The organism is Chromobacterium haemolyticum (assembly GCF_009936155.1).
Taxonomy (GTDB): domain Bacteria; phylum Pseudomonadota; class Gammaproteobacteria; order Burkholderiales; family Chromobacteriaceae; genus Chromobacterium; species Chromobacterium haemolyticum.
Window position 1 is genome coordinate 4,485,110 of record NZ_AP019312.1, and the last position, 25,590, is coordinate 4,510,699.

Here is a 25,590-nt window from a genome sequence, read left to right on the forward strand (position 1 = left end):
CCCCAAGCGCCAAGTTTGCACCCCGAGGAAAATATACCGATGGAAAGCGGCCCGTCATGACGACCAGGCCGGGGGGGGAGAGCAACGGGGATATCGGTTACACTGGGGATTCCCGCGTCGTCCGGCCACCCCGAGCGACGCGGCTCACGGCCCCGCGTCCGATCGGACCCGCTCGCCCCCGCCGCCCTGCGGCAAGCTCGCCCGCCACCCGCGGCCAGGCAGACATACCACCGCTTCGCCGGACACCTCGCTCACAACTCATATCAAGCTTCGGCGTTGCGGACCGCTCTTTACACGACCCATGACAACACAGGGCCGGCTCATCCGCTCGGCCCGCCACACCAAAGGTCTTGTCCATGCACCATGCTCTGCAAACTTTATTGGACCGGGTTCGCCTGCGCGACCCGGAACAAATCGAATTTCACCAAGCCGCGGCGGAAGTGCTGCACGGCCTGGACGATTTCCTGGGTAGCCATCCTCACTTCTTCGACCACGGCTTGCTGGAGCGGCTGCTGGAGCCGGAGCGCGTCATCCTGTTCCGCGTGTCCTGGGTGGACGATCACGGCCACGTCCAGGTCAATCGCGGCTACCGGGTGCAGATGAACAGCGCGCTGGGCCCGTACAAGGGCGGCCTGCGCTTCCATCCCTCGGTGACGCTGGGCACGCTGAAATTCCTGGCTTTCGAACAAACCTTCAAGAACGCCTTGACCGGCCTGCCGCTGGGCGGCGCCAAAGGCGGCGCGGACTTCGACCCCAAGGGCAAGAGCGAGGGCGAGGTGATGCGCTTCTGCCAGGCCTTCGCCAGCGAGCTGTTCCGCCACATCGGCGCCGAAACCGATGTGCCGGCCGGCGACATCGGCGTCGGCGCGCGCGAGATCGGCTATCTGTTCGGCCAGCACAAGCGCTTGAGCAATCAGTTTTCCGGCGTGTTCACCGGCAAAGGGCCCAGCTACGGCGGTAGTCTGATGCGGCCGGAGGCCACCGGCTACGGCCTGGCGTATTTCGTCGAGCGCATGCTGGCCACGCGCGGACAGACGCTGGCCGGCCAGCGTGCTGCCTTGTCCGGTTCAGGCAACGTCGCGCTGTACGCGGCGGAAAAGCTGCTGGCGCTGGGCGTCCAGGTAATCAGCCTGTCGGATTCGGAAGGCACGCTCAGCCTACCGGAGGGCCTCAGTCCGGACTTGCTGGCGGCATTAGTCGAACACAAGCACCAACGCCGCGGCCGGCTGGCCGCTTTCGCCGCCAACCACGGCCTGGACTTTCTCGTTGGGCAACGGCCGTGGCGTTTGCGCTGCGATATCGCGCTGCCCTGCGCCACGCAAAACGAACTGGACGCCGACGACGCGGAAGCGTTGTTGGCCAATGGCTGCTTCTGCGTGGCGGAAGGGGCCAATATGCCCTGCTCCGCTCAAGCGGCGCAGCGCTTTCAGCGGGCCGGCGCGCTGTACGCGCCAGGCAAGGCCTCCAACGCCGGCGGCGTGGCGGTGTCCGGCCTGGAAATGAGCCAGAACGCCACCCACTTGCCCTGGAGCGCACAAGAGGTGGACGCCCGGCTGCGCCGTATCATGGAGGAGATTCACGAGGCCTGCGTGCGGCACGGCGCCCAGCCGGACGGCGCCGTCGACTACGCCCGCGGCGCCAATGTGGCGGCCTTTGGCAAGGTGGCGGCGGCGATGCTGGCGCAAGGCGTGATCTAAGCTAGCCGCCCATGCAAAAGCCCCGCCGGGAGGCGGGGCTGTGCAGCATTGAATGGAACACGTTTTTAGAACAACTGGTCTTTGACGTTCTCCACCGCATCCTGAGCGGCTGGCTTGTCCGGCGTCTCGCTGGCGCCGCCGCTGGCGTCTCCGCCCGCGCCCGGCACTGCTCCATGGTTGTCCACTTTCAGTTCCGGATTGGTCTTTTGGAACTCTTCGTAGTAGTACTCGTCGCCGCCGCGCTGGCCGGCGCCGGCCTTGACCACGATGCCTTCCGGCACCGGCATGTCCACCTCCGGCTGGCCCTTGAGCGCGTTGGCCATGTAATTGATCCACACCGGCAGCGCCGCGGTGCCGCCGTAACCGTAGCGGCCCAACGAGCGCGGTTGATCAAAGCCCACCCAGGCGGCGGCCACCAGGTTGGGGTTGTAGCCTACGAACCAGGCGTCCTTCCAATCCGAGGTGGTGCCGGTTTTGCCGGCCAGATCGGTGCGGCCCAGGCTCATCGCTCGGTAGCCGGTGCCGTAGCGCACCACGTCCTTGAGCATGGAGCTCATGATGAAGGCGTTGCGCGGGTCTATGGCCTGCGGCGCGTTCTGGCCTGCGACGGTGGGCACAGTCTTGGCCAACACGCGGCCGGACTGGTCTTCGATACGGTCGATGAAATAGCCCTTGCTGCGGTAGCCGCCATTGGCGAACACCGAGTAGCCCTCCACCATTTGCAGCGGCGTCACCGCGCCGGCGCCCAGCGCCATGGTCAGGTAGGCCGGATGCTGCTTGGCGGCGAAGCCGAAACGCTGGATGTATTGCTGGGCGTAATCGGTGCCGGTGGCCATCAGCACCCGCACGGACACCAGGTTTTTGGACTGGGTCAGGCCGCTGCGCATGGTGATCATGCCGGCGAATTTGCCGTTGTCGTTCTTGGGTTCCCAGCGCTGACCGTCCGCGCCCACCACCGACAGCGGCGCGTCGTTGATCATCGTGGACGGCGTCAGGCCGCGTTCGATGCCGGCGGAGTAGATAAAGGGCTTGAAGGTGGAGCCGGGCTGGCGCCAGGCCTGGGTCACATGGTTGAAGCTGCGACGGTTGAAGTCGAAACCGCCCACCAGCGAGCGGATCGCGCCGGTGCGGGTGTCCATGGACACGAAGGCGCCCTCCACTTCCGGCATCTGCACGATTTCCCAATAGCCTTTTTCATGCGCGCGGATGCGGATGACCGAACCGCGGCGGATCTGCTGCGCGGCGCTGACCTTGCCGCCCAGGGCGCGGCGGGCGAAGTCCAGGCCGTTGCCCTTGATCACCGCCACCTTGCCGCCGCGCATATAGGCGCGCACTTCCGCCGGGCTGGCGGACAAGACGATGGCCGGCAGCATGTCGCCGCTGTCGCGCAGTTCGCTGATGGCGTCGTCCAGCGCCTCGGTCTGCTGTTCGCCTTCGGCGCCGGACAGTTCCACTGTGCTCTCTGGGCCGCGGTAGCCCATTTTGCGGTCGTAATCCACCAGGCCGGCGCGCAAGGCGTCGTACGCCCATTTCTGGTGGCGGCTGTCCAGCGTGGTGTAAACCTTGAAGCCTTCGGTGTACGCCGATTCGCGATAGCGCTCATACATCGCCTGGCGCACCATTTCCGCCACATACTGTGCCGGCTGGCTGCTGCTGTCCGCGCTCTGGCTGGCCAGCTTCATCGGCTCCGCCAAGGCGGCGTCGTATTGCTCCTGAGTGATGAAGTTGAGCTCGCGCATCCGGCGCAGCACGTATTGCTGGCGCAGACGGGCGCGGTCCGGGTTGACGATGGGGTTGTAGGCGGACGGCGCCTTGGGCAGGCCGGCCAGCATCGCCATTTCCGCCACGGACAAGTCCGCCAGCGGCTTGCCGTAATAGGCCTGCGCCGCGGCGGAGAAGCCGTAGGCGCGCTGCCCCAGATAGATCTGGTTGAAGTACAGCTCCAGGATCTGATCCTTGGTCAGCGTGTGTTCGATCTTGAAGGCCAGCAGCGCTTCGTTGAACTTGCGGGTAAAGGTTTTCTCGCTGGACAGAAAGAAGTTCTTTGCCACCTGCATGGTGATGGTGCTGGCGCCGGAACGGGCGTGTCCGGACACCAGATTGCCAACTGCCGCGCGCACCACGCCAACGTAATCAACGCCGCTGTGCTGGTAGAAACGCTCGTCCTCTGCCGCCATCACCGCCTGCTTCATGAGCTGCGGCACTTCGTGGATGCGGGAGAAAGAACGACGCTCTTCGCCGAATTCGCCTATCAGTTGATTGTCGGCGGAATATACGCGAAGGGGAATTTTCGGACGATAGTCCGTCAGTACATCAAGACTCGGCAAGCGCGGGTAGGTTATGATGATTGCAATGGCGCCTGCGCCAGCAACCAATACGGCTCCACCTAGAAACAGACCTGCAAGTATTGCGAGGATTCGTCTTAGCATATTTACAATGGGCTTTCACTGGAAACCGGATTATAACGTCTTGTGAAAGCAGGCAAGACAAACAATGGCAGCGACAGGCCAAAAAACTGTCGCATAGGACCAATCGAGGCACCTGATGCTTATCGACAAACTCAAATCCGCCCCTCCCTGGCTAGAACAACTAGGATTGGGGAAGGCTAAAAATGTTCCAATGTTGGGACTGGATATCAGCAGCACCGCCGTCAAAATGGTGGAGCTATCCCGCTCGGGTAAAAATTGCCAGGTTGAGCGCTATGTGATTGAAACCTTGCCCAAAGACGCGATCAGCGACGGCAACCTGGTGGACATCGAAGGCATAGCGGAAACCCTGCGCCGCGCCTGGAAGCGGCTGGGCAGCCCCACCCGCCACGTCGCCATCGCCATTCCCACCGCGATGGCTATCTATAAGAAGCTGCTGGTGCCGGTCAGCCAGACCGACAACTTGGCGGAATTGATCGAATCCGAAGCCAACCAGAGCATTCCCTTCCCGCTGGAAGAGGTGAATCTGGACCATCAGGTACTGGGGCCGGCTCCGTCCAGCATCGACGATCTGGAAGTACTGCTTTGCGCCGCCCGCAAGGAAAAAGTGGAAGAACGCGTAGCGGTGGTGGAGATGGCAGGCCTGCGCGCTCAGGTGGTGGACGTCGAGTCCTTCGCCATGATGACGGCCTTTGAACAAGTCGAGCAGCAGTTGCCGGAACAGGGCATGAACCAAACCTTCGCCCTGTTCGACATCGGCGCCACCCGCATCCACTGCAACGTCATTCGCAACAACCAGCAAGTTTATTACCGCGAGCAGGTGTTCGGCGGCCAGCAATTGACGCGCGACATCCAGCGCCGCTACGGCATCAGCTACGAAGAAGCGGAAAGCGGCAAACGCGGGATGAGCCTGCCGGACGGCTATGAGTCCGAACTGATGCATCCTTTCGTCGACTCGCTAGCGCAGGAGATACAGCGCGCGCTGCAGTTCTTCTACACCACGGTCAGCGTGTCGCAATACCTGCGCGTCGACTACATCCTGTTGGCCGGCGGCTGCAGCATGCTGCCGGGGCTGGACGACGCGGTGGCCGGCCGCACCCAGATCAGCACCATGATCGCCAACCCGTTCAGCACCATGGTGCAATCCAGCCATATCCGCCTGAAGGAGCTGCTGATGGACGCGCCGGCACTGCTGGTGGCCTGTGGCCTGGCCATGCGGAGGTTCGACTGATGATACGCATCAACCTCCTACCGCACCGCGAACAGAAAAAAGCGGCGCATCGGCTGCGCTTCCAGGTGATGTTGGGACTCACGCTGGTGGCCTCGCTGGCCTTGGTGGTGCTCAGCTATCTGATCATCGGCGGCCGCCTGTCTCATCAACAACAGCGCAACGATTTCCTGCAAGGCGAAATCTCCAAGCTGGACAGCCAAATCAAGAATATCGGCACCTTGAAAAAGCAACGCGACGATCTGCTGTCGCGCAAGCAACTGGTGGAACGGCTGGAACAGGGCCGCAACGAGGGCGTCCACGTTTTCGACCAGCTGGTGCGCCAGACCCCGGACGGCGTCTATCTAAAAAGCTTCAAGCAAGCCGGCAACCAATTCACGCTGTCCGGCTACGCGCTGTCCGGCGCGCGGGTTTCCAACTATATGCGCAGCCTGGCCCAATCCAATGTTTTTGACGCGCCGGTGCTGGTCGAAGTGAAGGCCTCAAACATCAACGGCCAGCGCGCCAACGAATTCACCCTGAACTGCAGCCTGCGCGAAGCCGCCCCGCCCAAAACCGGCCAGCCCGCCGCCGCCCACGGAGCCAAACCATGACGCTGGACGAATTGCGCACGCTGGACCCCAAGGACATCGCCAACTGGCCGCTGCAGGGTCAGGCCATCGCGCTGGCGCTGCTGGTCGCCTGCTTCGTGGGCCTCGGATATTTCTTCGTGCTCAGCGATGAACTGGACCGCCTCAACGGCGCCAAGCAGCAGGAAGAACAGCTCAAGCAGACTTACGTCGACAAGAAACGCCAGGCGGTCAACTTGGACGCGCTGCAACAGCAATTGAAGGAAATCGACGCCTCTTTCGGCGCCCTGCTCAAACAGCTGCCGACCAAATCCAACATGGACACGCTGCTGACCGAGATCAACCAAGCCGGCATCGGCCGCGGACTACAGTTCGAGCTGTTCCGGCCTAATCCGGAAATCAAGACGGCCGAAATGGCGGAAGTGCCGATCACCATTCGCCTGACTGGCAGCTATAACGACTTGGCCGCCTTCGTCAGCGATGTGGCACAGCTGTCCCGCATCGTCACCATCGTCGACATCAGCCTGACGCCGGACGCCAAGGGCGCGCGCCTGACCATGGACGCCACCGCCAAGACCTTCCGGGCGCTGGAGCCCGAGGAGCGGGCCATACAGCCGGCCCCCGCCAACAAGTGAGCCGCAAAACCCATGACAAGAACTCTCGCTTGCTTACTGCCCTTGCTGCTCGCCGCCTGCGGCAGCAGCGATACCGATGATCTGCGCCAGTGGATGCAAACCAGCACCCAGGGCCTGCGCGGCCAGATCGAGCCTTTGCCTCAGGCTCAGCCCTACCGGCCGTTCGCCTATCAGGCCTTTGACCTGCTAGACCCCTTCAACTCGCAGAAACTCGCCGCGGCCAAGAACCAGAACCTGGCAAACGCGCCGGACATGAAGCGGCCGCGCGAAGCGCTGGAAAACTACGATCTGGACAAGTTGAAGATTGTCGGCGTCATCCGCCGCGGCGGCGCCAACTACGGCTTGGTGCGCACGCCGGAAGGCGCGATTTACCGCGTTCAGGCCGGTAATTTCGTCGGGCCCAATTTCGGCCAGATCAAGAAAGTCGGCGACACGGACATCCAGTTGACCGAGACCGTGGAAGATTTGAACGGAGAATGGGTGCAGCGCAACACCAGCATGTACCTGGACGAACAAGGGCAAAACAAATGAGCAAGCACTCCATCAAACTGTTGTCCGGGCTGGGCCTGTCCCTGCTGTTCAGTTTCGCCGACGCCGGCCCGGCGATCACCGCGATCCAGCTCGCCAACGGCGACGGCGACCAACAGGTGCTGCAAGTCAGCTTTGACGGCCCCGCCGTCCAGCCCAACAGCTTCGCCATCGCCAACCCTCCGCGCATCGCCTTCGACTTCGCGGGCGCCAGCGTCAAGATGGCCAAGCCGCAGCAAGACTTCGGCGGCCCGCTGGTTAAATCGGCGGTGGCGGTGGAAGCCAACGGCCGCTCCCGGCTGGTGCTGAGCCTGAGCCGCAACGCGCTGTACAGCAGCAGCGTGGCCGGTAACACGCTGCGGGTCACGCTGAACCCGAATCTGGGCAATGCCGCTCAAGCCGCCACGCCGGTAGAGCGCCCCGCCGCAAGCCCGCAAACCGCCGCGCGCCCAAGCCAGGCTCAGATCGCCAGCGCTCAGCCGCTGGCGCTGGACTTCCGCCGCGGCAAGAACGGCGAAGGCCGGGTGGAGATCAAGCTGCCGTCCGCCAATACCCCGGTCGATATCCGCCGCGAAGGCAAACAATTGCTGGTGGACGTGCTGGGCACCCAACTAGACAGGCAGAACCAGCGACGCCTGGATGTTTCCGACTTCGGCACCCCGGTGTCCAAGATCGACGCCCGCAATCAGGGCGGCAACAGCCGCATCCAGATTCAGCCGCAGGGCGACTGGGATTTCTCCTCCTACCAGACCGACGGCCAGTTGGTCGTCGAAATCCGCCGGCCGGCGCCGGAATCCGCCGCCAGCGCCGACAGCAATCAGAAACCGCAGTACAAGGGCGACAAGCTGTCGCTGAACTTCCAGAACATCGAAGTGCGCACCGTCTTGCAGGTGATTGCCGAATTCACCGGCCTCAACATCGTCACCAGCGACTCGGTCAACGGCAATATCACGCTGCGGCTGAAAGACGTGCCCTGGGACCAGGCGCTGGACCTGATCCTGCAGACTAAGGGCCTGGACCAACGCCGCGCCGGCAACATCATTCAGATTGCGCCGCGCGAAGAATTGCTGGCGCGCGACAAGCAGGTGCAGGAAGCCAGGCAGCAGCTGGCCACGCTGGAGCCGGTGCGCTCGGAAACCTTTGTGCTGCGCTACCGCTCGGCGGAAGACTTCAAGAAGGTGCTGGACGGCACGAACACCACCGGCAAGAAGGAAAGCATTCTGACCGAGCGCGGCAGCGCGCTGATCGACCCCAAAACCAATACCCTGATCATCAACGACACCGGCAGCACCATAGACAAGATCCGCGACATCATAGGCAAGACCGATGTGCCGGTGAAGCAGGTGCTGATCGAGGCGCGAATCGTCGAAGCCACCGACAACTGGAGCCGCAATCTGGGCGTCAAGCTGTCCTATGACCGTTTTACCAGCAACGGCATCATTTCCGGCGGCGGACTGGACAACGCCATCACCAACGCCAATGGCCGTCTAAACAACGCCACCGCCAGCCCCTACGTCATCAAGCCCGGCATCAATCTGCCCATTACCAACCCCGCCGGCTCGCTAACCGCGCTTTACACCGTGGGCAAATCCGCCATCATCGGCCTGGAGTTGCAAGCACTGCAGACCGAGAACAAGGGACGGGTGATTTCCAGTCCGCGCATCATGACCGCGGATAGGCAGGAAGCCACCATAGAACAGGGTACCGAGATTCCCTATCAGGAAGCCTCGTCCAGCGGCGCCACCTCCACCTCGTTCAAAAAAGCGGTGCTCAGCCTGAACGTCAAGCCGCAGATCACGCCGGACAACCACGTGATGCTGGACATCAAGGTAAACAAGGACAGCGTCAGCCCAACGCTGACCGTGGGCGGCACTCCGGCGCTGGACACCAAGAAGGTCACCACTCAAGTGCTGGTGGAGAACGGCGGCACCGTGGTGATCGGCGGCATCTACCAACAGCAGATCAGCGACATCGTCAACAAAGTGCCGCTGCTAGGCGACATTCCCTTCCTGGGCGCGCTGTTCCGCAGTTCGCAGAAGTACGACAACCGCACGGAATTGCTGGTTTTCATCACACCGCGCGTGGTGGAGGACCTGAGCGGCAATAATCAGTAAAACCCCGGCCGCGCAGCGCCCTTGGCGCTGCTGCAACGCCGAAAGACAGCGCGGCCAAGCTCGGCTACAATGCCTGCCATGGAGAAACCGGCAGGCAATTTTTTTCTGGTCGGCTTGATGGGCGCGGGCAAGACCACGGTGGGCCGAGCTTTGGCGCGGCGCACCGACAAAACCTTTTACGACTCTGACCACGAGATCGAGGCCAGGACTGGCGTGCGCGTCGCGACCATCTTCGACATCGAGGGGGAGTTGCGCTTCCGCGACCGGGAAACCTCGGTCATCGCCGACCTCGCCCGCTTGGACAACATCGTTCTGGCCACGGGCGGCGGCGCCATCATCCGCCCGCAAAACCGCGCCTGCCTGGCCGCTCACGGCACCGTGATCTATCTGCGCGCCACCATAGACGATCTGCTGGCCCGCACCCTGCACGACAAAAACCGTCCATTGCTGCAAATCGCCGACCCCAGGGCCAAGCTGGAAAGCCTGTTCCAGGAGCGCGACCCCTTATACCGCGAGGTGGCCGACATCGTCGTCGACACCACGCAGCAGAATGTCAGCCTGCTGGTTGCCCGCCTGATGGAGCAACTCGCCGGCCTCCCCCCCAAACACAGACCCGCACAAGGAAGCTGATTGTGATTACCCTCGACCTGATCCTGCCCGACACCCGTTACCCGATTCACATTGGCCGGGACTTGCTGGAACAGGTCGAGTTGCTGCTTCCCCACCTGCCCTTGCCCAAGGTCGCCATCGTCTGCAACGAGACCGTGGCGCCGCTCTATCTGGCCCGGCTGCAACAGGCGCTGGCCCAACATCGGATCGAGTCCTTCAGCGTTGTGCTTCCGGATGGCGAGCAGCACAAGGACTGGAATACGCTGAACCTGATTTTCGACGCCTTGCTGTCGCGCAACGCCGAACGCAAGACCACCTTGATCGCGCTGGGCGGCGGCGTCGTCGGCGACATGACCGGCTTCGCCGCCGCCTGCTATCAACGCGGCGCGCCCTTCATCCAGATTCCCACCACTCTGCTGGCGCAAGTCGACTCCTCTGTCGGCGGCAAGACCGCGATCAATCATCCGCAGGGCAAGAACATGATAGGCGCGTTCTACCAGCCCAAAGCGGTGATCGCCGACATGTCGCTGCTGGACACGCTGCCGGAGCGCGAGTTGTCCGCCGGCCTCGCCGAAGTGATCAAGTACGGTCTGCTGGGCGACGCGGCCTTCCTAGGCTGGCTGGAGGAAAACATGCCGCGCCTGCGCGCGCGCGACCCCGACGCGTTGCAGCATGCGGTCAAGCGCAGCTGCGAGATGAAAGCTGACATCGTCGGCCAGGATGAAAAGGAGCAAGGCGTGCGCGCCCTGCTCAATCTGGGCCACACCTTCGGCCACGCCATCGAAGCCGGCCTGGGCTACGGCGCCTGGCTGCATGGCGAAGCCATCGGCGCCGGCATGGTGCTGGCTGCCGCCGCCTCCGCCGAACTGGGCTGGCTATCCTCCTCGGACGTCGAACGCGTGCGCGGCCTGGTGGCCGCCGCCGGCCTACCAGTCAAAAGCCCGCGGATGCCGCTGACGCGCTGGCTGGAGTTAATGAGCCACGACAAGAAGGTGGAAGCGGGCACCATCCGATTTGTGCTATTGCAACAACTGGGACGCGCCACTATTCAGGCCGGCCTGCCTTCTGCAATACTCGAGAAAATACTGGACAGAAATAGTTAACGCTCAAACGGTATCGGTACAGATCCGATAAGGATTTCTACGGATTGCCGCTTGCGCCGCTTCATCAGAATAATGAATCTACCGGAGATGGAGAAGGCCGGCAGGTCAGCCCCGCGCAAAGCTTGAAGCCCGAGCGCATAATATCGGGGAACCGCCGGCGAGGCCAAGTCGTTGCAAAGCGGAAGGGGAGAAGCCACATGGTAGCGTTGAGCGCGTTTGCCGCCAGTTTTGGACTGATGGCGGGATATTACGCCCTGCAATTCTTTTGGAAGAAAGTACGTTATACCAAGCCGTGCCAGCGCGGCATTGATCCTGTTGGCGAGGCGGAAGTTTTCCTCGCCTACGGCCGTACCCGCGACGCGGTGCGGGTACTGAAAGATTCGCTGCGCGACAATCCGGACAACCTTCCGGCCAAAGTCACTTTGTTGCGGGCCTATTCCAGCGAATGCAATCGCGAAGCCTATTGCCTGCTGGCGCGCGATGTTCAGTCGCAAGTGCAAGGCCAGCCGGTTTGGCACACCATTCAGGAGAACGGCCGCCGCTTAGCGCCGCAAGACCCGTTGTTTGAAGCCAAGCTCTGAATCACAGTCCACACAACAAATCGGCCAAGGCATCCGCCTTGGCCGATTTGCGTTCACCGCCATAACCGCTCAGCCCGCCTCGCCGTCCTCGTCCTTGAACTGCAGGCTGTGCAGCTTGGCGTAGAGTCCTTCGCGCGCTAGCAGCTGCGCGTGCGAGCCTTCCTCGGCGATCTCGCCGTGATGCATCACCACGATACGATCGGCGCTTTCAATCGTCGACAGTCTATGGGCGATCACGATAGTGGTGCGATTCTTCATCAGGTTTTCCAGCGCGCTTTGCACTAGTCTTTCTGACTGCGTGTCCAGTGCCGAAGTCGCCTCGTCCAGAATCAACAGCGGCGCGTTCTTCAGCAGGGCGCGAGCAATCGCCAGCCGCTGACGCTGGCCGCCGGACAGGCGTACGCCGTTTTCGCCTATCAGGGTGTCAAAGCCCTCCGGCATCGCCTCGATGAACTCCAGCGCATTGGCCGCGCGCGCGGCTTCCACCACTGCTTCGCGGCTGTGCGAGGCTTCGCCGTAGGCGATATTGGCCGCCACGCTGTCATTGAACAACAGCACGTCCTGGCTGACCATGGCGATATGCCGGCGCAGATCGTTCAAGGGCATGTCCTGCAAGCGCACGTCGTCCAAACGGATTTCGCCGTCGTCCGGATCGTAAAATCGCGGAATCAGGCTGACCAGGGTGGTTTTGCCGCTGCCGGACGAACCGACCAAGGCGACGGTTTCGCCGGGATTGACCTGCAGGTTGATGTCTCGCAACACCTGCCGCTCCGCCGCCGGGTAGCGGAAATTCACCCCCGACAGCTGCAACTTGCCGCGTGTGCGCGGCAAGGCGGTGCGGCCGTGATCGGGCTCTTCCGGCAAGTCGAGGAAATCGAAGACCGACTCCGCCGCCGCCAGGCCGCGCTGCATCGCCTGGGCAATGCCGGTGATGCGTTTCACCGGCGCGAACAGCAGCATCATCGCGGTCAAGAAGGACATGAAGTCGCCGGCGGTGAACGCGCCGCCCTGCGCGCGCAGCGTGGCGAAATACAGGATGGCGGCCAAGGCGCAGGCGATCATCAGCTGAGTGACGCCGGTGTTGGCGGAGGTCGCCGCGCTCTGCTTGACCGCGTTGCGGCGGATGGCCGCCGCCGCCTGGTGAAAGCGCTCGCTCTCGCGCGCTTCGCCGCCGTAGACCTTGATCACGCGCTGGCAACTGATGCCCTCGCCCAAAACCTGGGTCAACAAGGCCATATTCTGCTGGTTCTCGCGCGACAGATTGCGCAGGCGCTTGCCCACCACCCGCATGCAGAACGACACCACCGGCAGCACCAGCAGACAGATCAGCGTCAACTGCCAGTCTATGTACAGCAGCCAGGCCAGCAGGCTGATCGCGGTGACGCCGTCCTTGACCGTGACCGTGATCACGCTGAAGCCGGCTTCGGTGACCTGGTTGACGTCGTAGGAAATCCGCGACACCAGACGGCCGGACTGGTTGTCGGCATAGTACTGCACCGGCAGGCGCAGCATCTTGGCGAACATCTGTTCGCGCAGCGTCTGCACCAGATGCCCGGTCAGCCAGCTGGAGGTGTATTCATTGATGAAGCTGGTAACGCCGCGCACCGCGAACACGCCGATGATGGCCAAGGGCACCCAGGCGATCGCATGCGGGTCGCGGTTGACGAAACCGTTGTCGATCAAGGGCTTCATCAGGCGGGCGAAGGCCGGCTCGGTCAAGGCCGCCACCGTCATCGACACCAGCGAGATCAGAAAGACCTTCCAATAACGGCCCAAATATCCCAGCAAGCGGCGGTAGATCGCCCAGTTGCTATGCAAAGAATTCTTCATTCGTTCCTATCGTCCAACGCCCGCGTCCGCGGGCGGTCATGAATCAGAGCCTCACAACCCCGGCGCGTTCAAACCGCCAAGTTCAAGGATGCGCCGCAAATTCTGTTCCGGCGCGAAGCGCGAGCGTACATCGACGCGCCCGGCCTGAGCCCAGGCCTTCATCATTGCCGGCTGGCTCAGCGCCTGGTCGATCGCCTCGGCCCAGGCGGCAGCGTCGCCCGGCGGCGCCAACACGCCGGTTTCGCCGTGGCGCATGGTCTCGGGAATGCCGCCGGTATCGCTGGCGATCACCGGCACGCTGAGGCCCAACGCCTCGATCTGCGACATGCCCAGCGGCTCATAGCTGGACGGCATCAACACCAGATCGGCACGCGCCAGTAGAGCCGCCACCGGGCTTACCACGCCGGCGAGCAAGACTCTGTGCTGCAAGCCCAATTGCCGCGCCAGTTCGGCGATCGCCTGCTGCTCCGGCCCTTCCCCCGCAATCACATAACGCGCGTCCGGCCATTTGTTCTTCAGCAAGCCCAAGGCCGCCAACACCGTCCTATGTCCTTTTTCACCACGCAACATCGCCGCCTGCACCAGCAAGGGGCCTGCGGAACGGGACAGCCACTGTTCCAGCTCTGGCGGCAAGGGCAGCGCGGCGGCCTGGTCCAGAGCGTCGAAATCAATGCCGGGATAGACTACGTGCAGCTTGTCGGCTCGGATCGCCGGATTCTCCAGCAAACAGCGCTTCAGATAAGCGCTGGGCAACATGGTCGCGTCCATCAGCTGGTTATAGCTCCAGGCCGACGCCTGGCCGGGCTGATAAGTGCGCGAACGCAGCAGGAAGGGCCGGCCCCGCCCCGTCAGTCGCGCGGCAATGGCCAGATTATTGCTGTCGTGACCGCTGTGGCAGATGGCCAGCCGCGGGCGATGACGCCGCATCCAGGCGCTCAAGGCCAAAATAGACGGCAGGTGGAGACTGTTGCGAAAACGCAGCGGCAATACTTCCAAGCCGCGCCGGCAAGCCTCCTCCATCACCCGCGTCTGCGGCCGGCAGGCCAGCACCGGACGAAAACCGCGCTCCCCCAACAGGCGCATCTGCTGCATCAGCTGCAACTCCTGCCCGCCGACATTGGGGGAGGACTCGGTGAACAACACCCAATCACTCATGCGCCGCGCCTTTCTCCCGCTGTCTCAGCTCCGCCAACAAGGCGGCGGCGGTGAACAGAAAGATATGCAGCATATGATCCTTGTTCACGCTTTCCAACAACATGCGCCCGAGGAAACCGCAGCTCACCAGCATCAGCACCAGCCCCAGCGTATCGCGGCGCAGACGGAAGGCTTGGTAGCCGGTCCAGATCAACACGCCGCAAAACGCCAGCCATAGGGCGATGCCGACCACGCCCAAGCCCACGCCCAGATCGATGAAGCCGCTATGACTGTGGCCTACTTGATTGGGATGGCCCGTCGCCGTCAAGGCATTGGTGAAAGCATTGCGGCTATAGCCATAACCCATGGGCTTGGCTGCAATGAGGTCAAGACCGCTGTGAATCCAGGCCACTCGTTCGTAGGCGGACGGGTCCACGGACTGACCATTGGCCATCTTCGGATAGGGCTCCATCCGCAGCCAGGCCTTGGTGCCGGCATAGTGCCATCCGGCAGCCGCCGACTCTACAAATACCTGATTCCGGCTATCCTGCTTGATCGTATACGCGGCGATACTGCCCGCCGCGGCCAGGACCACGCCGGCAATAAGCAAAGTCTTGCCCCAGCCTATCTTCAGCCCTTCAAACACGGAATAAACCAGCAGCATGGACAACATCAGGTAGACAAGACCGATCATGCCATTGCGCGCCCCCGCCTTGAGGCTGACAAACAGAATCAAAGCCGCAGCCAAGCCCAAAATCCAGCGGGGAAAGCGCGTCAGCGGCTGGGCCCCGCGTTGCCCGAAGCAAAACGCAGCCACAATGAAGGCCAGCACAAAGTTCATGAAGAAGGTGAACTCCAGCTTGGTGGCAGTGGTGAGTACTGCGTGGTACGGCCACTGTCCGACGGTCAGATAGACGTAAGCGCCATGGCCGAACTCCGCCAAGGCCAATACGCAGCCGGCGACGATGACCAAGTCCGAAATCGTCCAGCGCCGAGGCGCGCGGAACAAAGCCAGGCCAGCCGCAAACCACAAGCCGCCGATCAATAGCTGGCTGCGGAATTCGCTGACGGAGGCTTCCGACCACATTGAAAGCAATAGGGTGTGCAGCAATGCATATAACAAGAACGCGCCTACGGCGACAACAGGCCCGCGCTGCTCGCGCCATTGGCGCTTGAGCCCGGCATAGTCTTTCGCCACCAGGATCAACATCACCAGCAAGATCACATAGCGCAGCGCAATCGTGTGGGACACATTGGCCAAGGTCAAAAACGCCAGGGACAGGCCAACCGCCAAGCGGCCATGCCAGCGGGGTTCGATACTCAGATGATCATTCATGCAGAAGTTTTTCCAAGGTCTCGGCCACCTGCCCGGCTGGCACAGCGGCCATGCACTGCGCCTGACGGCATTCGCCGGCCTGATCGCCAAATTTTCTGAAACAACGCAAAGCCCAATCGACATCGCGATAATGCACGCTGCGCTGGTTGCGGCAAGGAAACCATGCGGGGCCGACGCCGACGCAGGTGAAGCCGGCGAAAAAACGGCTCGCGCCGAACAAGGTCTCGCTGCCCGGTCCGAACAGCATCAGCAAGGGTGCGCCCGCCACTTTGGCCAGATGTGCGATGCCGGTGTCCGGACACACGCAGGCACGGGCGCGGCTCAAGACGGCGCGCAATTGCACCAGGCTCAGCGTGCCGGCCATGACGATATCGTCAGGCTCCACATCAATGGCCGACAGCAAATGCTGCTCCCCCGGCCCACACGACCACACAACCGTGCACCGGCAATCCCGGACAGTGGCAGCAACCCGGTTCCAACTTCCCACGGGCCAGAAGCGGGTCGCCGAACTCGCGCCGACGTGCAAAACGACGAAACGCGGCGGCAAGGGCGGTACCCCTTCAGCCGCTACCTGCCAATCCTGCAAACGAAACGGTTGGGGCTCGGGCCCGTCGATCAAGCGCGCCGCGGTATCGGTCCAGGCTTCCGGCTGCCCGGCGTACGGCACCGCCTCGTCCAGCAGCCAGTTCTTGTAGCGCGGCGTTTCCCCGGCGAAGCCGACAATCCAGCGGGCGCCGATCGCGCGCGCCAGAAAGCTCAGCCGGTTTTCGCCCATCAGGTAGGCGATATCGAAACGCTCCTCGGCGAACAAACGCCGGATTGAAGCAAAATCGCGCGGCTGCCAGGGCAACGGCCGAATACCATAGGGGCGCGTTTCATACAGCGGCGCTTGTCCCGGCGGACAAGCCAGCACGATCTCCGCCTTGGGAAAACGCTCACGCGCCTTGGCTAGCAGGCTGGTCGCCATCAAGGCGTCGCCCAGCAGAAACTGATGCAGAATCAGTATCCGGCGCGCGCTCTCGGGGTCCGGCTTGCGGCGCAGCCACTGCCAGGGCAGCCGCAACAACAGCGCCGCGAAAATCAGCAAGCGTCCGGGAAAGCGTCCCGGCCTCATCGCCAGTCCCTCATTCGCCAGCTCCGCGCCCGCCGCCGACGGCCGACAGCTCCCGGTACAAGGCCAGCATCTGCGCCACCATATTGCTCTCGCTCAAGCCCGCCACCCGCGCGCGCGCAAGCTCGCCGCTGCGCGGCCAATCCGCGCGCGCGGCCAGCCAGGCCGCCACATTGTCTTGCCAGGCGGCGGCATCCCCCGCCGCGGCCAGCCAGCCGGTGACGCCCGGCTCCAGCAACTCCGCACCGCCGCAACGGGTGCTGGTCAGCACAGGCAGGCCACAGGCCATCGCCTCTATCACCACCGAACCAAACGGCTCGTACAGCGTAGGCAGGATGAAGCCGTCCGCCAGGCCGTAATAGCTGCGGACATCGCGCTGCGGACCGGTGAAGTGCGCGCGCTCGGACACCCCCAAGCGCGCCGCCAGGCTCTGATAGCGCGCCAGCTTCTTGTCGCCGCCCACCACCACCAGATGCACGGCCGCGTGCGGCGCGATGGCACGCAGCGCCTGCGCCACGCCCTTGCGCTCGAAGCCCGAGCCCACGTAGACCAGCACCGGCGCCGTTTGCGGAATGCCGTATCGCTCGCGCAGCGCTTCCCGCTGCTCGCGCGCCGCCGCCGGATTGAAAAAGTCGCTATCCACGCCGTTGCGGATCACCGCGCAACGCCTAGGGTCCACGCCGAAACGGCCCACCACGTCGTCGCGCACCAACTCCGAATTGCAAATCACCGCCCGCAACGCCGGATGCCGGAACATCGCGCGCTCGGTGCGTAGCATGAAATGGTGGTAAGGGTTGCAAAAGGTGCTCAGCCGCCGCCACCAGGACGCGCCTTCCAACCGCGCGTCCAGCCAGGCGGCGTGCACGCCGTCGCCGGCGCGGAACACATGGCAACCGGGAATGCGCTCGTGCGATTGCACTAGGTCGGCGCCGGCCTTCTTCCACGCGGCACGGGCGGCGCGGGCAAAACTCCAGTCGCGCCAAACACTACCCAAATAGAATGGTTTGATCCCTACCGTTTCCACGCCCGGCAGGGTTTCCCAATTGCGGCTGATCAACAGCGGGCTGAACTCGCCGCCGGCCTGCAATTGCTTGACGATGGCGCTGACGATGCGCTCCGCGCCGCCCGCCGGGTTGTATTTCTGCCGGATAATCGCCAGCCGCTTCATGCGCTCTCCTTCAAGACCGCGTCCACCGCCGCCAGCACTGCGTCCACTTTGATGCGCTGCAGACATTCGCTCTGCCAGCCTCCGCCGCAGCCGGCGTTGCCGCAGGGGCGACAGGGCACCGGCTCCGACACCACCCGGTGCGGCACCTGCCACGGCCCCCATTCAACATCCCCCGACGGACCGAACAAGGCGACGCAAGGCGTCTTCATCGCCGAGGCGATATGCATGGGCACCGAATCCACGCCGATGTACAAGCGCGCCTGATCTATCGCCGCCGCCAGCTCCTTCAGGCTCAGCTGGCCGGCCAGGCTGGCCACCGGCCGTTCCAGCCGCGCTTCGATGTCGGCGATCATCGCCATTTCTTCCTCGCCCGGCGCGGCCGACAGCACCAGTTGTTCGCCGCGCGCGCTCAAGGCGTCGATCAGCGCGCTCATTTTCTCCGCCGGCCAGCTCTTGAACGACCAGCGGGAGGTCGGGTGCACCAGAATGTAGGCGCCCGGCCGCAAACCGCGCTCGGCCAGCTTGGCCGCCAGCGTGGCCTCTGCGTTGTGCCCCGGCACCAACACCAGCTCACGCTGGCTTTCATTCGGATAAACGCCAATCCGCCTCAAAGCGTCCAAATGGATTTCAATGGTGTGGCGGCGGTTGCCCGGAACCTGCAGATAGCGGTGAGTAAAGCTCTTCTTAAAGAAGCGCCCGTAAGGGCCCTGCGGCCCCACCGACCAGCGCGGCGCGAGCAAGCGCGCCAGCCATGCCCCGCGATTATGCTCGGTCAGCGTGATCACCAGATCGTAGCCGCGGGCGCGCAACTGGCTCAGCAGAGCCAGTTCAGCCCGAGCCTGACCCAGCGGCCCACGTTTTTTCCAGTTGCGGTCTATGGTGTGCAGTTGCGCAATTGCCGGGTGAAGGCTCAGCATCTCACGGGTGTCATGGTAGACCAGCGCGTCGATCTCCAGATGCGGCGCCTGCTGCTGCAGCGCGGAAAACAGTGGCGAAGTCAGCAGCACGTCGCCATGGTGGCGCAGCTTGATGACCAGCACCCGACGCACGGCGTTCAGGTCGATGGGATCGTTCAGCATAAGAAAGGAAAAAGCCGGATCAGACACCCGGCTCGGCATTCAGTTGTTGCAAAAGATCGGCGATTTTATCAGGGTCTTCGGTTCTAAGCATGCGCGCCGCAATCGGCGCGATCTGATCCAGGTGAGTATTGAGCACCTGTTGCTTGACCGCCAGCAGGTTGGCCGGATGCATGGAGAACTTGCGCAGGCCCATGCCCAGCAGCAAACGCGTCAGTCTGGCGTCGCCGGCCATCTCACCGCAAACCGACACCGGCACCCCGCCCTTGATGCCGGCCTTGATGGTGTGCAGGATCAGCTTCAACACCGCCGGATGGATGGGATCATACAGATGGCTGACCGAATCGTCGTTGCGGTCGATCGCCAGCGTGTACTGGATCAAATCGTTGGTGCCCACCGACAGGAAGTCGATATGCTTGAGAAAGCTGCCCACCACCAGCGCCGCCGACGGGATTTCAATCATCGCGCCCACTTCGATCTCTTCCGAATAGGCGATCTTCTCCTCGCGCAGCTCCTGCTTGGCGTATTCAAACTGCGCCAGCGCCTGCTTCAGCTCCGGCAGCGAATTCACCATCGGGAACAAGACCTTGATCTTGCCGTGCACCGAGGCGCGCAACAGGGCCCGCAGCTGCGCGCGGAACATCAACGGCTCGGCCAGGCATAGTCGAATGCCCGTCAGGCCCAACGCCGGATTGTCCGCCACCGCGTGGTTCAGCCACTTGGGGTTTTTGTCCGCGCCCAGATCCATCGTGCGGATGGTCACCGGCAAACCCTTCATGGTTTCCGCCACATGCCGGTAGGCTTCGTACTGCTCGTCCTCGTCCGGCAAAGTATCGCGGCCCAGAAACAGGAATTCGCTGCGGAACAGGCCCACGCCCACCGCGCCGGACTTGCGCACGTCTTCCACGTCCTGCGGCAACTCGATATTGGCCAGCAGTTCGATCGCGGTGCCGTCCTGGGTCTTGGCATTGGACTTGCGGATAGACGACAGCTTGCGCCGGGCGTCGCGCCAGGCGCGCAGCCGGCGGCGGTACTCAGCCAGCACCAAATCGTCAGGATTGATGATCACCACGCCTTGCAGGCCGTCGACGATGATCAACTCGTCTTCACGGATCAGTTCGCGCGAGTGATGCAAGGCGATCACCGACGGCAGGTCCAGGCTCCGTCCCAGAATCGCGGTATGCGAAGTGGCGCCGCCGACGTCGGTGACGAAGGCGGCGAAGTTGGAGTCCTTGAAATAGACCATATCGGCCGGCGACAGATCATGCGCCACCAGAATGTGGTCGTCGACCAAGTCTTCCGGCGCAGGCAGTTGCGGCACGTCGCCGTCCAGGTTCTTGAAGATGCGCTCCACCACTTGAAGCACATCGTTCTTGCGTTCGCGCAGATAATCTTCCTCGATCGCGTCGAACTGCTCGACCAAGGACTCGCATTGCAGCTTCAGCGCCCACTCGGCGTTGCAACGCTGTTTTTCGATGATTTCGCGCGGCTCGCGCGAGATGGTGACGTCGCCCAACAGCATGATGTGCAAAGACAGGAAGGCGCCCAGCTCCGCCGGCGCGTTCTCCGGAATACTGCCCCACAACATTTCCAGCTCTTTGCGAGTATCGCGGATGGCTTCATCGAAGCGCGCCAATTCCGCCGGGACTTCCTCGTCCTCCAGCAGATAGTGCGCGACATCGTCCATGCTGCGCGAAATCAAATGGGCGCGGCCAATGGCAATGCCGCCGCCTATGGCCACCCCGTGCAGGATGATGCTCATCGTCCCGTCCTTAGGCTCCGGCTTATTCGGCTTCGTCGAATCGGTTATTGATCAGGGCCACCAGGGCGTCCAACGCCACTTGCTCATCCTCCCCGCTCACCTCCAACTCCACGGTCGCCCCCTTGGCCGCCGCCAGCATCATCACGCCCATGATGCTTTTGCCGTTGACCCGGCGATTGTTGCGCGCAATGAAAATATCGCTTTTGTAGCGGCTGGCCAGCTGAGTGAACTTGCTGGAGGCGCGGGCATGCAGGCCGAGCTTGTTGATGATTTCCACTTCAATTCGCAGCATTGCCTTCCCCCGGAATAATATAAAGCACGCCCTCCAGGCCGCCGGTGATCGCCTTGCTCACGACGATTTCCAATGGCTGGCTGCTATAGCACAAGGCTCGGACTACCATGGGGAGACTCGCCCCCGCCACCGCCTCCACTCGCCCCGGCCGGATCAACCGGCTGGCGATATTGGACGGCGTGCCGCCATACATATCGGTCAGGATCACCACCCCGTCACCCACGTCCAGCCTGTCCACCAGCAACTGGGCTTCGGCTTGCTTGCTTTCCGGGTCATCGGTCTTGTCGACCGCCATCAATGCCAGATTTTCCGGCTCACGACCCAGGATATGCCTGGCGCAATCCGCCAGACTGCGCCCCAAGTCGCCATGCGCGATTATCAATACACCTACCATGCCTGATTCTTCATGTTGGCAGCGTCGTCGGCGCGGGGCCGGGACGCTGAAGCAAAAAGGTTGATCAACACGTCAGTCTGCCATTGTATCAGCAGTATTCTCCGAGGGTCTGTCGACATCTTATTTACCCGCGTCCTTCCGCCTTGTATAGCGCGCTTTTCCCAGCCAGCGCAACGGTAAAACAAACGTCAACAGACTCGGGTCCGGTACCAACCCAGTTTGTCCGCCAATCCCACCACCTCGCCGACAATGATCAAGGCGGGCGAAGCAATATGATGCTTGGACATCAGTTCCGGCAGATCCCGCAGCGTGCCCGCCACCGTTCGCTGCCGTTCGGTGGTCGCCCATTCCACCGCGGCGGCCGGCGTCGTCGCCGGCTTGCCGTGCTCGATGAAAGCGAGGCACAGTTCCTGAGCAGTGGACACGCCCATGTAGACTACTACGGTCTGAGCCGGCCGCGTCAACGCGGGCCAGTCAAGGTGAATGCTTCCGTCCTGCTTGTGTCCGGTCACGAAGGTCACCGACTGCGCGTAATCCCGATGGGTCAGCGGTATGCCGGCGTACGCCGCCGCACCGCTGGCGGAAGTGATGCCGGGCACGACTTCGAAGGCGATGCCATGCGCCGCCAGCGTCTCGATTTCTTCGCCGCCACGGCCGAAAGTAAACGGATCTCCGCCCTTGAGCCGCAACACCCGCTTGCCTTGTTGCGCCAGTTCTACCATCAAGAGATTGATGTCGCCTTGCGGCAGCGCATGGTTGGCTCTGGCCTTTCCCACATAAATGCGCTCGGCGTCGCGTCGCACCAGCTCCAGCAGCTCCGGCGCCACCAGATTGTCGTGCAAGACCACGTCGGCCTGCTGCATCAGCCGCAGCGCCCGGAAGGTGAGCAAATCCGGATTGCCCGGTCCCGCCCCCACCAGATAGACCGCGCCCTGCGCAGTCTGCTTGCCGGCGTCCTCCAGCCGTCGCTCCATCGCCTGCACGGCGGCAGCCTCGTCTCCGTTGATCACCGCTTCGGCCAGCGGCCCCTCCAGCACCGACTCCCAGAACGTCCGACGACGTTCAACGTCGGGAATGCCGGCTTTGACCCGGTCACGGAAACCGGCGGCAAAACGCGCCAATCGCCCAAACCCGCTGGGAATCAGGCTTTCCAGCCGGCCGCGGATCAACCGCGCCAACACCGGCACTCCGCCGCCGGTGGACACGGCGATCACCAAGGGCGAACGATCCACAATGGACGGGGTGATATAGCTGGACAGATCAGGGTCGTCCACCACATTGACGGGAATATTCAAGGTCTGACAGGACACGGAAACTTGGCGGTTGACCTCGCGCTCGTTGGTGGCAGCCACCACCAGGCGCCTGCCGCTCAGTTGGGCCGGCTCGAAACAGGCGCGCAAATGCGTCAGTTGGCCCTGCTTCGCCATCTCGGCCAATTCCGGTGTCAACGCCGGCGCCACTACTGTCAGTTCCGCTCCAACGGACAGCAAAAGGCGCGCTTTGCGCAGCGCCACCTCGCCGCCGCCCACCAGCAAACAGGGCGCGCCTTGTAATTTAAGGAAGATCGGGAAGTAATCCATTTGGCCAGCTCCACAACAATGTTTGCAGCATACTGCATTTGTTGCATAAAAACGACGCTGGCGAATGCTATCAATATTACGAAAAGCGCCCTGCTTTGCGCCAGGTGCCATCATTGCAGCTTTGCGCGCCGTCGCGCCTCCGGAGAACCGCTTGAACCCAGCCTTACGCCGCCCGGCCAGTGCGCACTGTCGACTGTTCGCCGCCGCGGGCTCGCTGTGCCTGTTCGGGGCCGACTACGCGCAAGCCGCGACGCCGGATTGGCTCGCCGGCTGGCCGCTGTTCATCCCCTTGCTGGCGCTGCTAGGCCTGACGCCATGGCGACGCCGACGACAGCTGGCCACGCTAAGCCGGCAGGTTCGGGACAGCAGGCAGCCGCTGGCGTTGGCCGACGCCGACGGTAGCCTTCTCGCCGTCTCCGGCCATGCGCCTGCGCCCGCGCGCCAAGACAGCGGTCTGGCCGGTTACGGCTTCAGCCGGCACGACCTCGCGCTGCTGCTGGACCCTACCCACCCTAGTCATCGCGACGGCCTGCTGGCGGCCCGTGCCGATTTGCTGGCCTTTCCCTTGCCCTGCTCGCTTCCCGGTCATCTTTTGCTGCACCTGCAGCCTCCCGCCGCTCACGGCCCCGGAGGCGACTTGGGCGGCTGGCGCCAGGCGCTGCAGGACGCGCGGCTGGGTTTGCTGGAGTTCGATCTGGCCGGCCAAGCGGTGCGCGGCGCGCCTCAAACGCTGCACGCCCTGTTGGGTCTGCCGGCGGACGCCGAGCGCATGGCTTTTTCACGCTGGCTGGAGCTGCTTCATCCGGAAGACCGCTCGCTGTTCACCGCCTTGCTCAGTCACCCGGAGCAAAGACAAGAAAGCGCCTGCGGCATGGAGTTCCGCGTGCGCCACGCTCACGGTCATTGGGAATGGCTGGAGCAACGCACCCAGTTTCATAAAGACGAAGTGGGCCGCATCAGCCATATCCACGCGCTGTGCCAGATCGTCACAGCGCGCAAACTGGCCGAGTCCGCGATGCTACGGCGCGAACAGGAGTTCCGCACTCTGGTGGAAAACTCGGAAGACGTCATTGCCCGCTACGATCTGGACCTGCGCTGCCAATTCATCAACCGCAGCGTCAGCCGCTACTCAACGCTGACGCGCGAGGAGCACCTCGGCCGCAGCGTCCACGACAAAACCTGGCCGGAAGCCGCGCGCGCGCGTTTTGCCGAGGAGTGCGAGGTTCTAATCGCCGGCGGCGAGGCCCGCCGCTTCGAGCTGGAGCTGAGCATGGGCACCCGGCGCTTTATTTTCGAGGTGAGGCTGTTCCCCGAATTCGGGCTGGGCGGCGAGCTGCGCAGCATTCTGGCGGTAGAGCGCGAAATCACCCACAGTCGCCAGAGCGAACGTCTGCTGGCGGAAGAAAACGCCGTGATGGAGATGATTGCCGGCAATGCGCCGTTGCAAGACACGCTTAACCAGATCTGTCGAATGATGGAGTCGCAGCTGAACCGCGGCGTCTGTTCCATCATGCTGTTGGACGCCGCCGGAGAAACCTTGCGGCTGGCGGCCGGCCAAAGCCTGCCGCCTGGATATCGCAAGCTGCTGGAACAAGTGCCGGTGGGCCCGGAGGCCGGCTCCTGCGGCACCGCCGTCCACCGCAAAAGCCTGGTGATCGTCGACGATATCGCCAACAGCCCACTTTGGGCCGGCTACCGCGACCTGGTGGCCCCCTTCGGCCTGAGCGCCTGCTGGTCCACGCCCATATTCTCCAGCGACCGCCGACTGCTCGGCGCTTTCGCCATCTATCACCCGGATCCGCGCCAACCCGAGCCGGAAGAGTTGCAGTTGGCTCAACGCAGCACCCACCTGATCGCCATCGCGCTGCAACGCGACGCCCACGAAAAGAAACTCTATCAGCTCGCCACCCTGGATGAACTGACAGGCCTGTGCAACCGCCGCCAGTTCATCGCGCTGTCCAGCCGAGAAATCGAACGCAACCGGCGTTATCAATTGTCCTTGACCGTGCTGATGATGGATTTGGATCACTTCAAGAACATCAACGACCGTCATGGCCACGCCAAGGGCGACGAAGTCATCGTCCACTTCGCGCAAAGCTGCCGCAACGTGCTGCGAAGCACCGACATTTGCGGCCGCCTGGGCGGCGAGGAGTTCGCCGCGGTGCTGCCGGACACGCGGATGGAAGACGCGCTGCTGGCGGCGGAGCGCCTGCGCCGCGTCGTCGCGGAAGCCCGTTTGCCGGACGGCGAGGCCGGCACTCTGCAATACACGGTCAGCATAGGCGTCGCCGTGCTGCGCGCCGACGAGACTGAAATCGACGAAGTGCTGGGCCGGGCGGACAAACAGCTGTACCAGGCCAAACACAATGGCCGCAACTGCATCAGCGGCGAGGAATTGCTGCTATTGCGCTAAAATG

The 25,590-nt window shown here is 63.1% G+C and carries 21 protein-coding genes; 10 read left to right on the plus strand and 11 right to left on the minus strand.

The genetic code is table 11. The features are described 5' to 3' along the window. Positions 1–356: 356 nt before the first annotated feature. Positions 357–1,697 carry an NADP-specific glutamate dehydrogenase gene (gene gdhA / locus GYH29_RS20695; protein ID WP_081575854.1) on the plus strand — a complete coding sequence of 447 codons (1,341 nt, stop codon included), beginning with the start codon at positions 357–359 and terminating at the stop codon, positions 1,695–1,697. A gap of 65 nt (positions 1,698–1,762) precedes the next feature. On the opposite strand, the gene GYH29_RS20700 is transcribed toward gdhA, so the two are convergent. Further along, on the minus strand, positions 1,763–4,126 hold the full coding sequence (locus GYH29_RS20700) for a penicillin-binding protein 1A (RefSeq protein WP_043589791.1): 2,364 nt from the start codon (positions 4,124–4,126) through the stop codon (positions 1,763–1,765). A gap of 190 nt (positions 4,127–4,316) precedes the next feature. Between GYH29_RS20700 and GYH29_RS20705 the strand changes: the two genes are divergently transcribed. The 8 genes from GYH29_RS20705 to GYH29_RS20740 all read left to right on the plus strand — a co-directional run bounded on the left by GYH29_RS20705 (position 4,317) and on the right by GYH29_RS20740 (position 11,490). After that, on the plus strand, positions 4,317–5,354 hold the full coding sequence (locus GYH29_RS20705) for a pilus assembly protein PilM (RefSeq protein WP_019103337.1): 1,038 nt from the start codon (positions 4,317–4,319) through the stop codon (positions 5,352–5,354). Continuing rightward, positions 5,354–5,944, plus strand: coding sequence for a PilN domain-containing protein (locus GYH29_RS20710; RefSeq protein ID WP_019103338.1), 591 nt, complete (start codon positions 5,354–5,356; stop codon positions 5,942–5,944). The genes GYH29_RS20705 and GYH29_RS20710 overlap by 1 nt, the downstream gene beginning before the upstream one ends. Further along, on the plus strand, positions 5,941–6,555 hold the full coding sequence (locus GYH29_RS20715) for a type IV pilus inner membrane component PilO (RefSeq protein WP_043589788.1): 615 nt from the start codon (positions 5,941–5,943) through the stop codon (positions 6,553–6,555). The genes GYH29_RS20710 and GYH29_RS20715 overlap by 4 nt, the downstream gene beginning before the upstream one ends. A gap of 12 nt (positions 6,556–6,567) precedes the next feature. Further along, positions 6,568–7,086 carry a pilus assembly protein PilP gene (locus tag GYH29_RS20720; protein ID WP_039756086.1) on the plus strand — a complete coding sequence of 173 codons (519 nt, stop codon included), beginning with the start codon at positions 6,568–6,570 and terminating at the stop codon, positions 7,084–7,086. Beyond that, positions 7,083–9,197 (plus strand): type IV pilus secretin PilQ, encoded by a 2,115-nt coding sequence (gene pilQ / locus GYH29_RS20725; RefSeq protein WP_043589785.1) that lies wholly within the window; start codon positions 7,083–7,085, stop codon positions 9,195–9,197. Before GYH29_RS20720 ends, pilQ begins: the two co-directional genes overlap by 4 nt. A 69-nt stretch (positions 9,198–9,266) precedes the next feature. After that, on the plus strand, positions 9,267–9,827 hold the full coding sequence (aroK, locus tag GYH29_RS20730) for a shikimate kinase AroK (RefSeq protein ID WP_081575855.1): 561 nt from the start codon (positions 9,267–9,269) through the stop codon (positions 9,825–9,827). A gap of 2 nt (positions 9,828–9,829) precedes the next feature. Beyond that, positions 9,830–10,909 carry a 3-dehydroquinate synthase gene (gene aroB / locus GYH29_RS20735; protein WP_019103343.1) on the plus strand — a complete coding sequence of 360 codons (1,080 nt, stop codon included), beginning with the start codon at positions 9,830–9,832 and terminating at the stop codon, positions 10,907–10,909. Between the two features lie 197 nt (positions 10,910–11,106). Continuing rightward, the gene (locus tag GYH29_RS20740) at positions 11,107–11,490 is read left to right on the plus strand and encodes a type IV pilus assembly protein FimV (protein ID WP_019103344.1); all 384 of its coding nucleotides are present in this window, start codon (positions 11,107–11,109) and stop codon (positions 11,488–11,490) included. A gap of 69 nt (positions 11,491–11,559) precedes the next feature. Here the strand turns inward: GYH29_RS20740 and msbA are convergent, their stop codons facing one another. The 10 genes from msbA to cysG all read right to left on the minus strand — a co-directional run bounded on the left by msbA (position 11,560) and on the right by cysG (position 23,173). Then, positions 11,560–13,320: a lipid A export permease/ATP-binding protein MsbA gene (gene msbA / locus GYH29_RS20745; RefSeq protein ID WP_043589778.1), complete on the minus strand. Its 1,761-nt coding sequence runs from the start codon at positions 13,318–13,320 to the stop codon at positions 11,560–11,562. A 51-nt stretch (positions 13,321–13,371) separates the two neighbouring features. Continuing rightward, positions 13,372–14,475, minus strand: a complete 1,104-nt coding sequence (locus GYH29_RS20750) for a glycosyltransferase family 4 protein (RefSeq protein WP_043589777.1) — start codon at positions 14,473–14,475, stop codon at positions 13,372–13,374. After that, positions 14,468–15,790, minus strand: a complete 1,323-nt coding sequence (locus tag GYH29_RS20755; RefSeq protein ID WP_161524327.1) for an O-antigen ligase family protein — start codon at positions 15,788–15,790, stop codon at positions 14,468–14,470. The genes GYH29_RS20750 and GYH29_RS20755 overlap by 8 nt, the downstream gene beginning before the upstream one ends. Continuing rightward, a complete protein-coding gene (locus tag GYH29_RS20760; protein WP_081575858.1) occupies positions 15,783–16,904 on the minus strand; it encodes a glycosyltransferase family 9 protein in 1,122 nt (373 codons plus the stop codon). The genes GYH29_RS20755 and GYH29_RS20760 overlap by 8 nt, the downstream gene beginning before the upstream one ends. A gap of 10 nt (positions 16,905–16,914) precedes the next feature. Further along, the gene (locus tag GYH29_RS20765) at positions 16,915–18,069 is read right to left on the minus strand and encodes a glycosyltransferase family 4 protein (RefSeq protein ID WP_043589773.1); all 1,155 of its coding nucleotides are present in this window, start codon (positions 18,067–18,069) and stop codon (positions 16,915–16,917) included. Further along, positions 18,066–19,148 (minus strand): putative lipopolysaccharide heptosyltransferase III, encoded by a 1,083-nt coding sequence (gene rfaQ / locus GYH29_RS20770; protein ID WP_043590010.1) that lies wholly within the window; start codon positions 19,146–19,148, stop codon positions 18,066–18,068. The genes GYH29_RS20765 and rfaQ overlap by 4 nt, the downstream gene beginning before the upstream one ends. Positions 19,149–19,167: 19 nt before the next feature. Continuing rightward, complete coding sequence (gene ptsP / locus GYH29_RS20775; RefSeq protein ID WP_161524328.1) at positions 19,168–20,907, minus strand: phosphoenolpyruvate--protein phosphotransferase; 1,740 nt, start codon at positions 20,905–20,907, stop codon at positions 19,168–19,170. Positions 20,908–20,929: 22 nt separating this feature from the next. Continuing rightward, entirely contained in the window at positions 20,930–21,199 is a 270-nt protein-coding gene (locus tag GYH29_RS20780; RefSeq protein WP_019100446.1) for an HPr family phosphocarrier protein, read from the minus strand. Next, on the minus strand, positions 21,186–21,593 hold the full coding sequence (locus tag GYH29_RS20785; protein ID WP_019100447.1) for a PTS sugar transporter subunit IIA: 408 nt from the start codon (positions 21,591–21,593) through the stop codon (positions 21,186–21,188). The genes GYH29_RS20780 and GYH29_RS20785 overlap by 14 nt, the downstream gene beginning before the upstream one ends. 188 nt (positions 21,594–21,781) lie before the next feature. Beyond that, positions 21,782–23,173: a siroheme synthase CysG gene (gene cysG / locus GYH29_RS20790; RefSeq protein ID WP_161524329.1), complete on the minus strand. Its 1,392-nt coding sequence runs from the start codon at positions 23,171–23,173 to the stop codon at positions 21,782–21,784. Positions 23,174–23,324: 151 nt separating this feature from the next. Between cysG and GYH29_RS20795 the strand changes: the two genes are divergently transcribed. Next, positions 23,325–25,586 (plus strand): sensor domain-containing diguanylate cyclase, encoded by a 2,262-nt coding sequence (locus tag GYH29_RS20795; RefSeq protein ID WP_161524330.1) that lies wholly within the window; start codon positions 23,325–23,327, stop codon positions 25,584–25,586. The last annotated feature ends 4 nt before the right edge of the window (positions 25,587–25,590 follow it).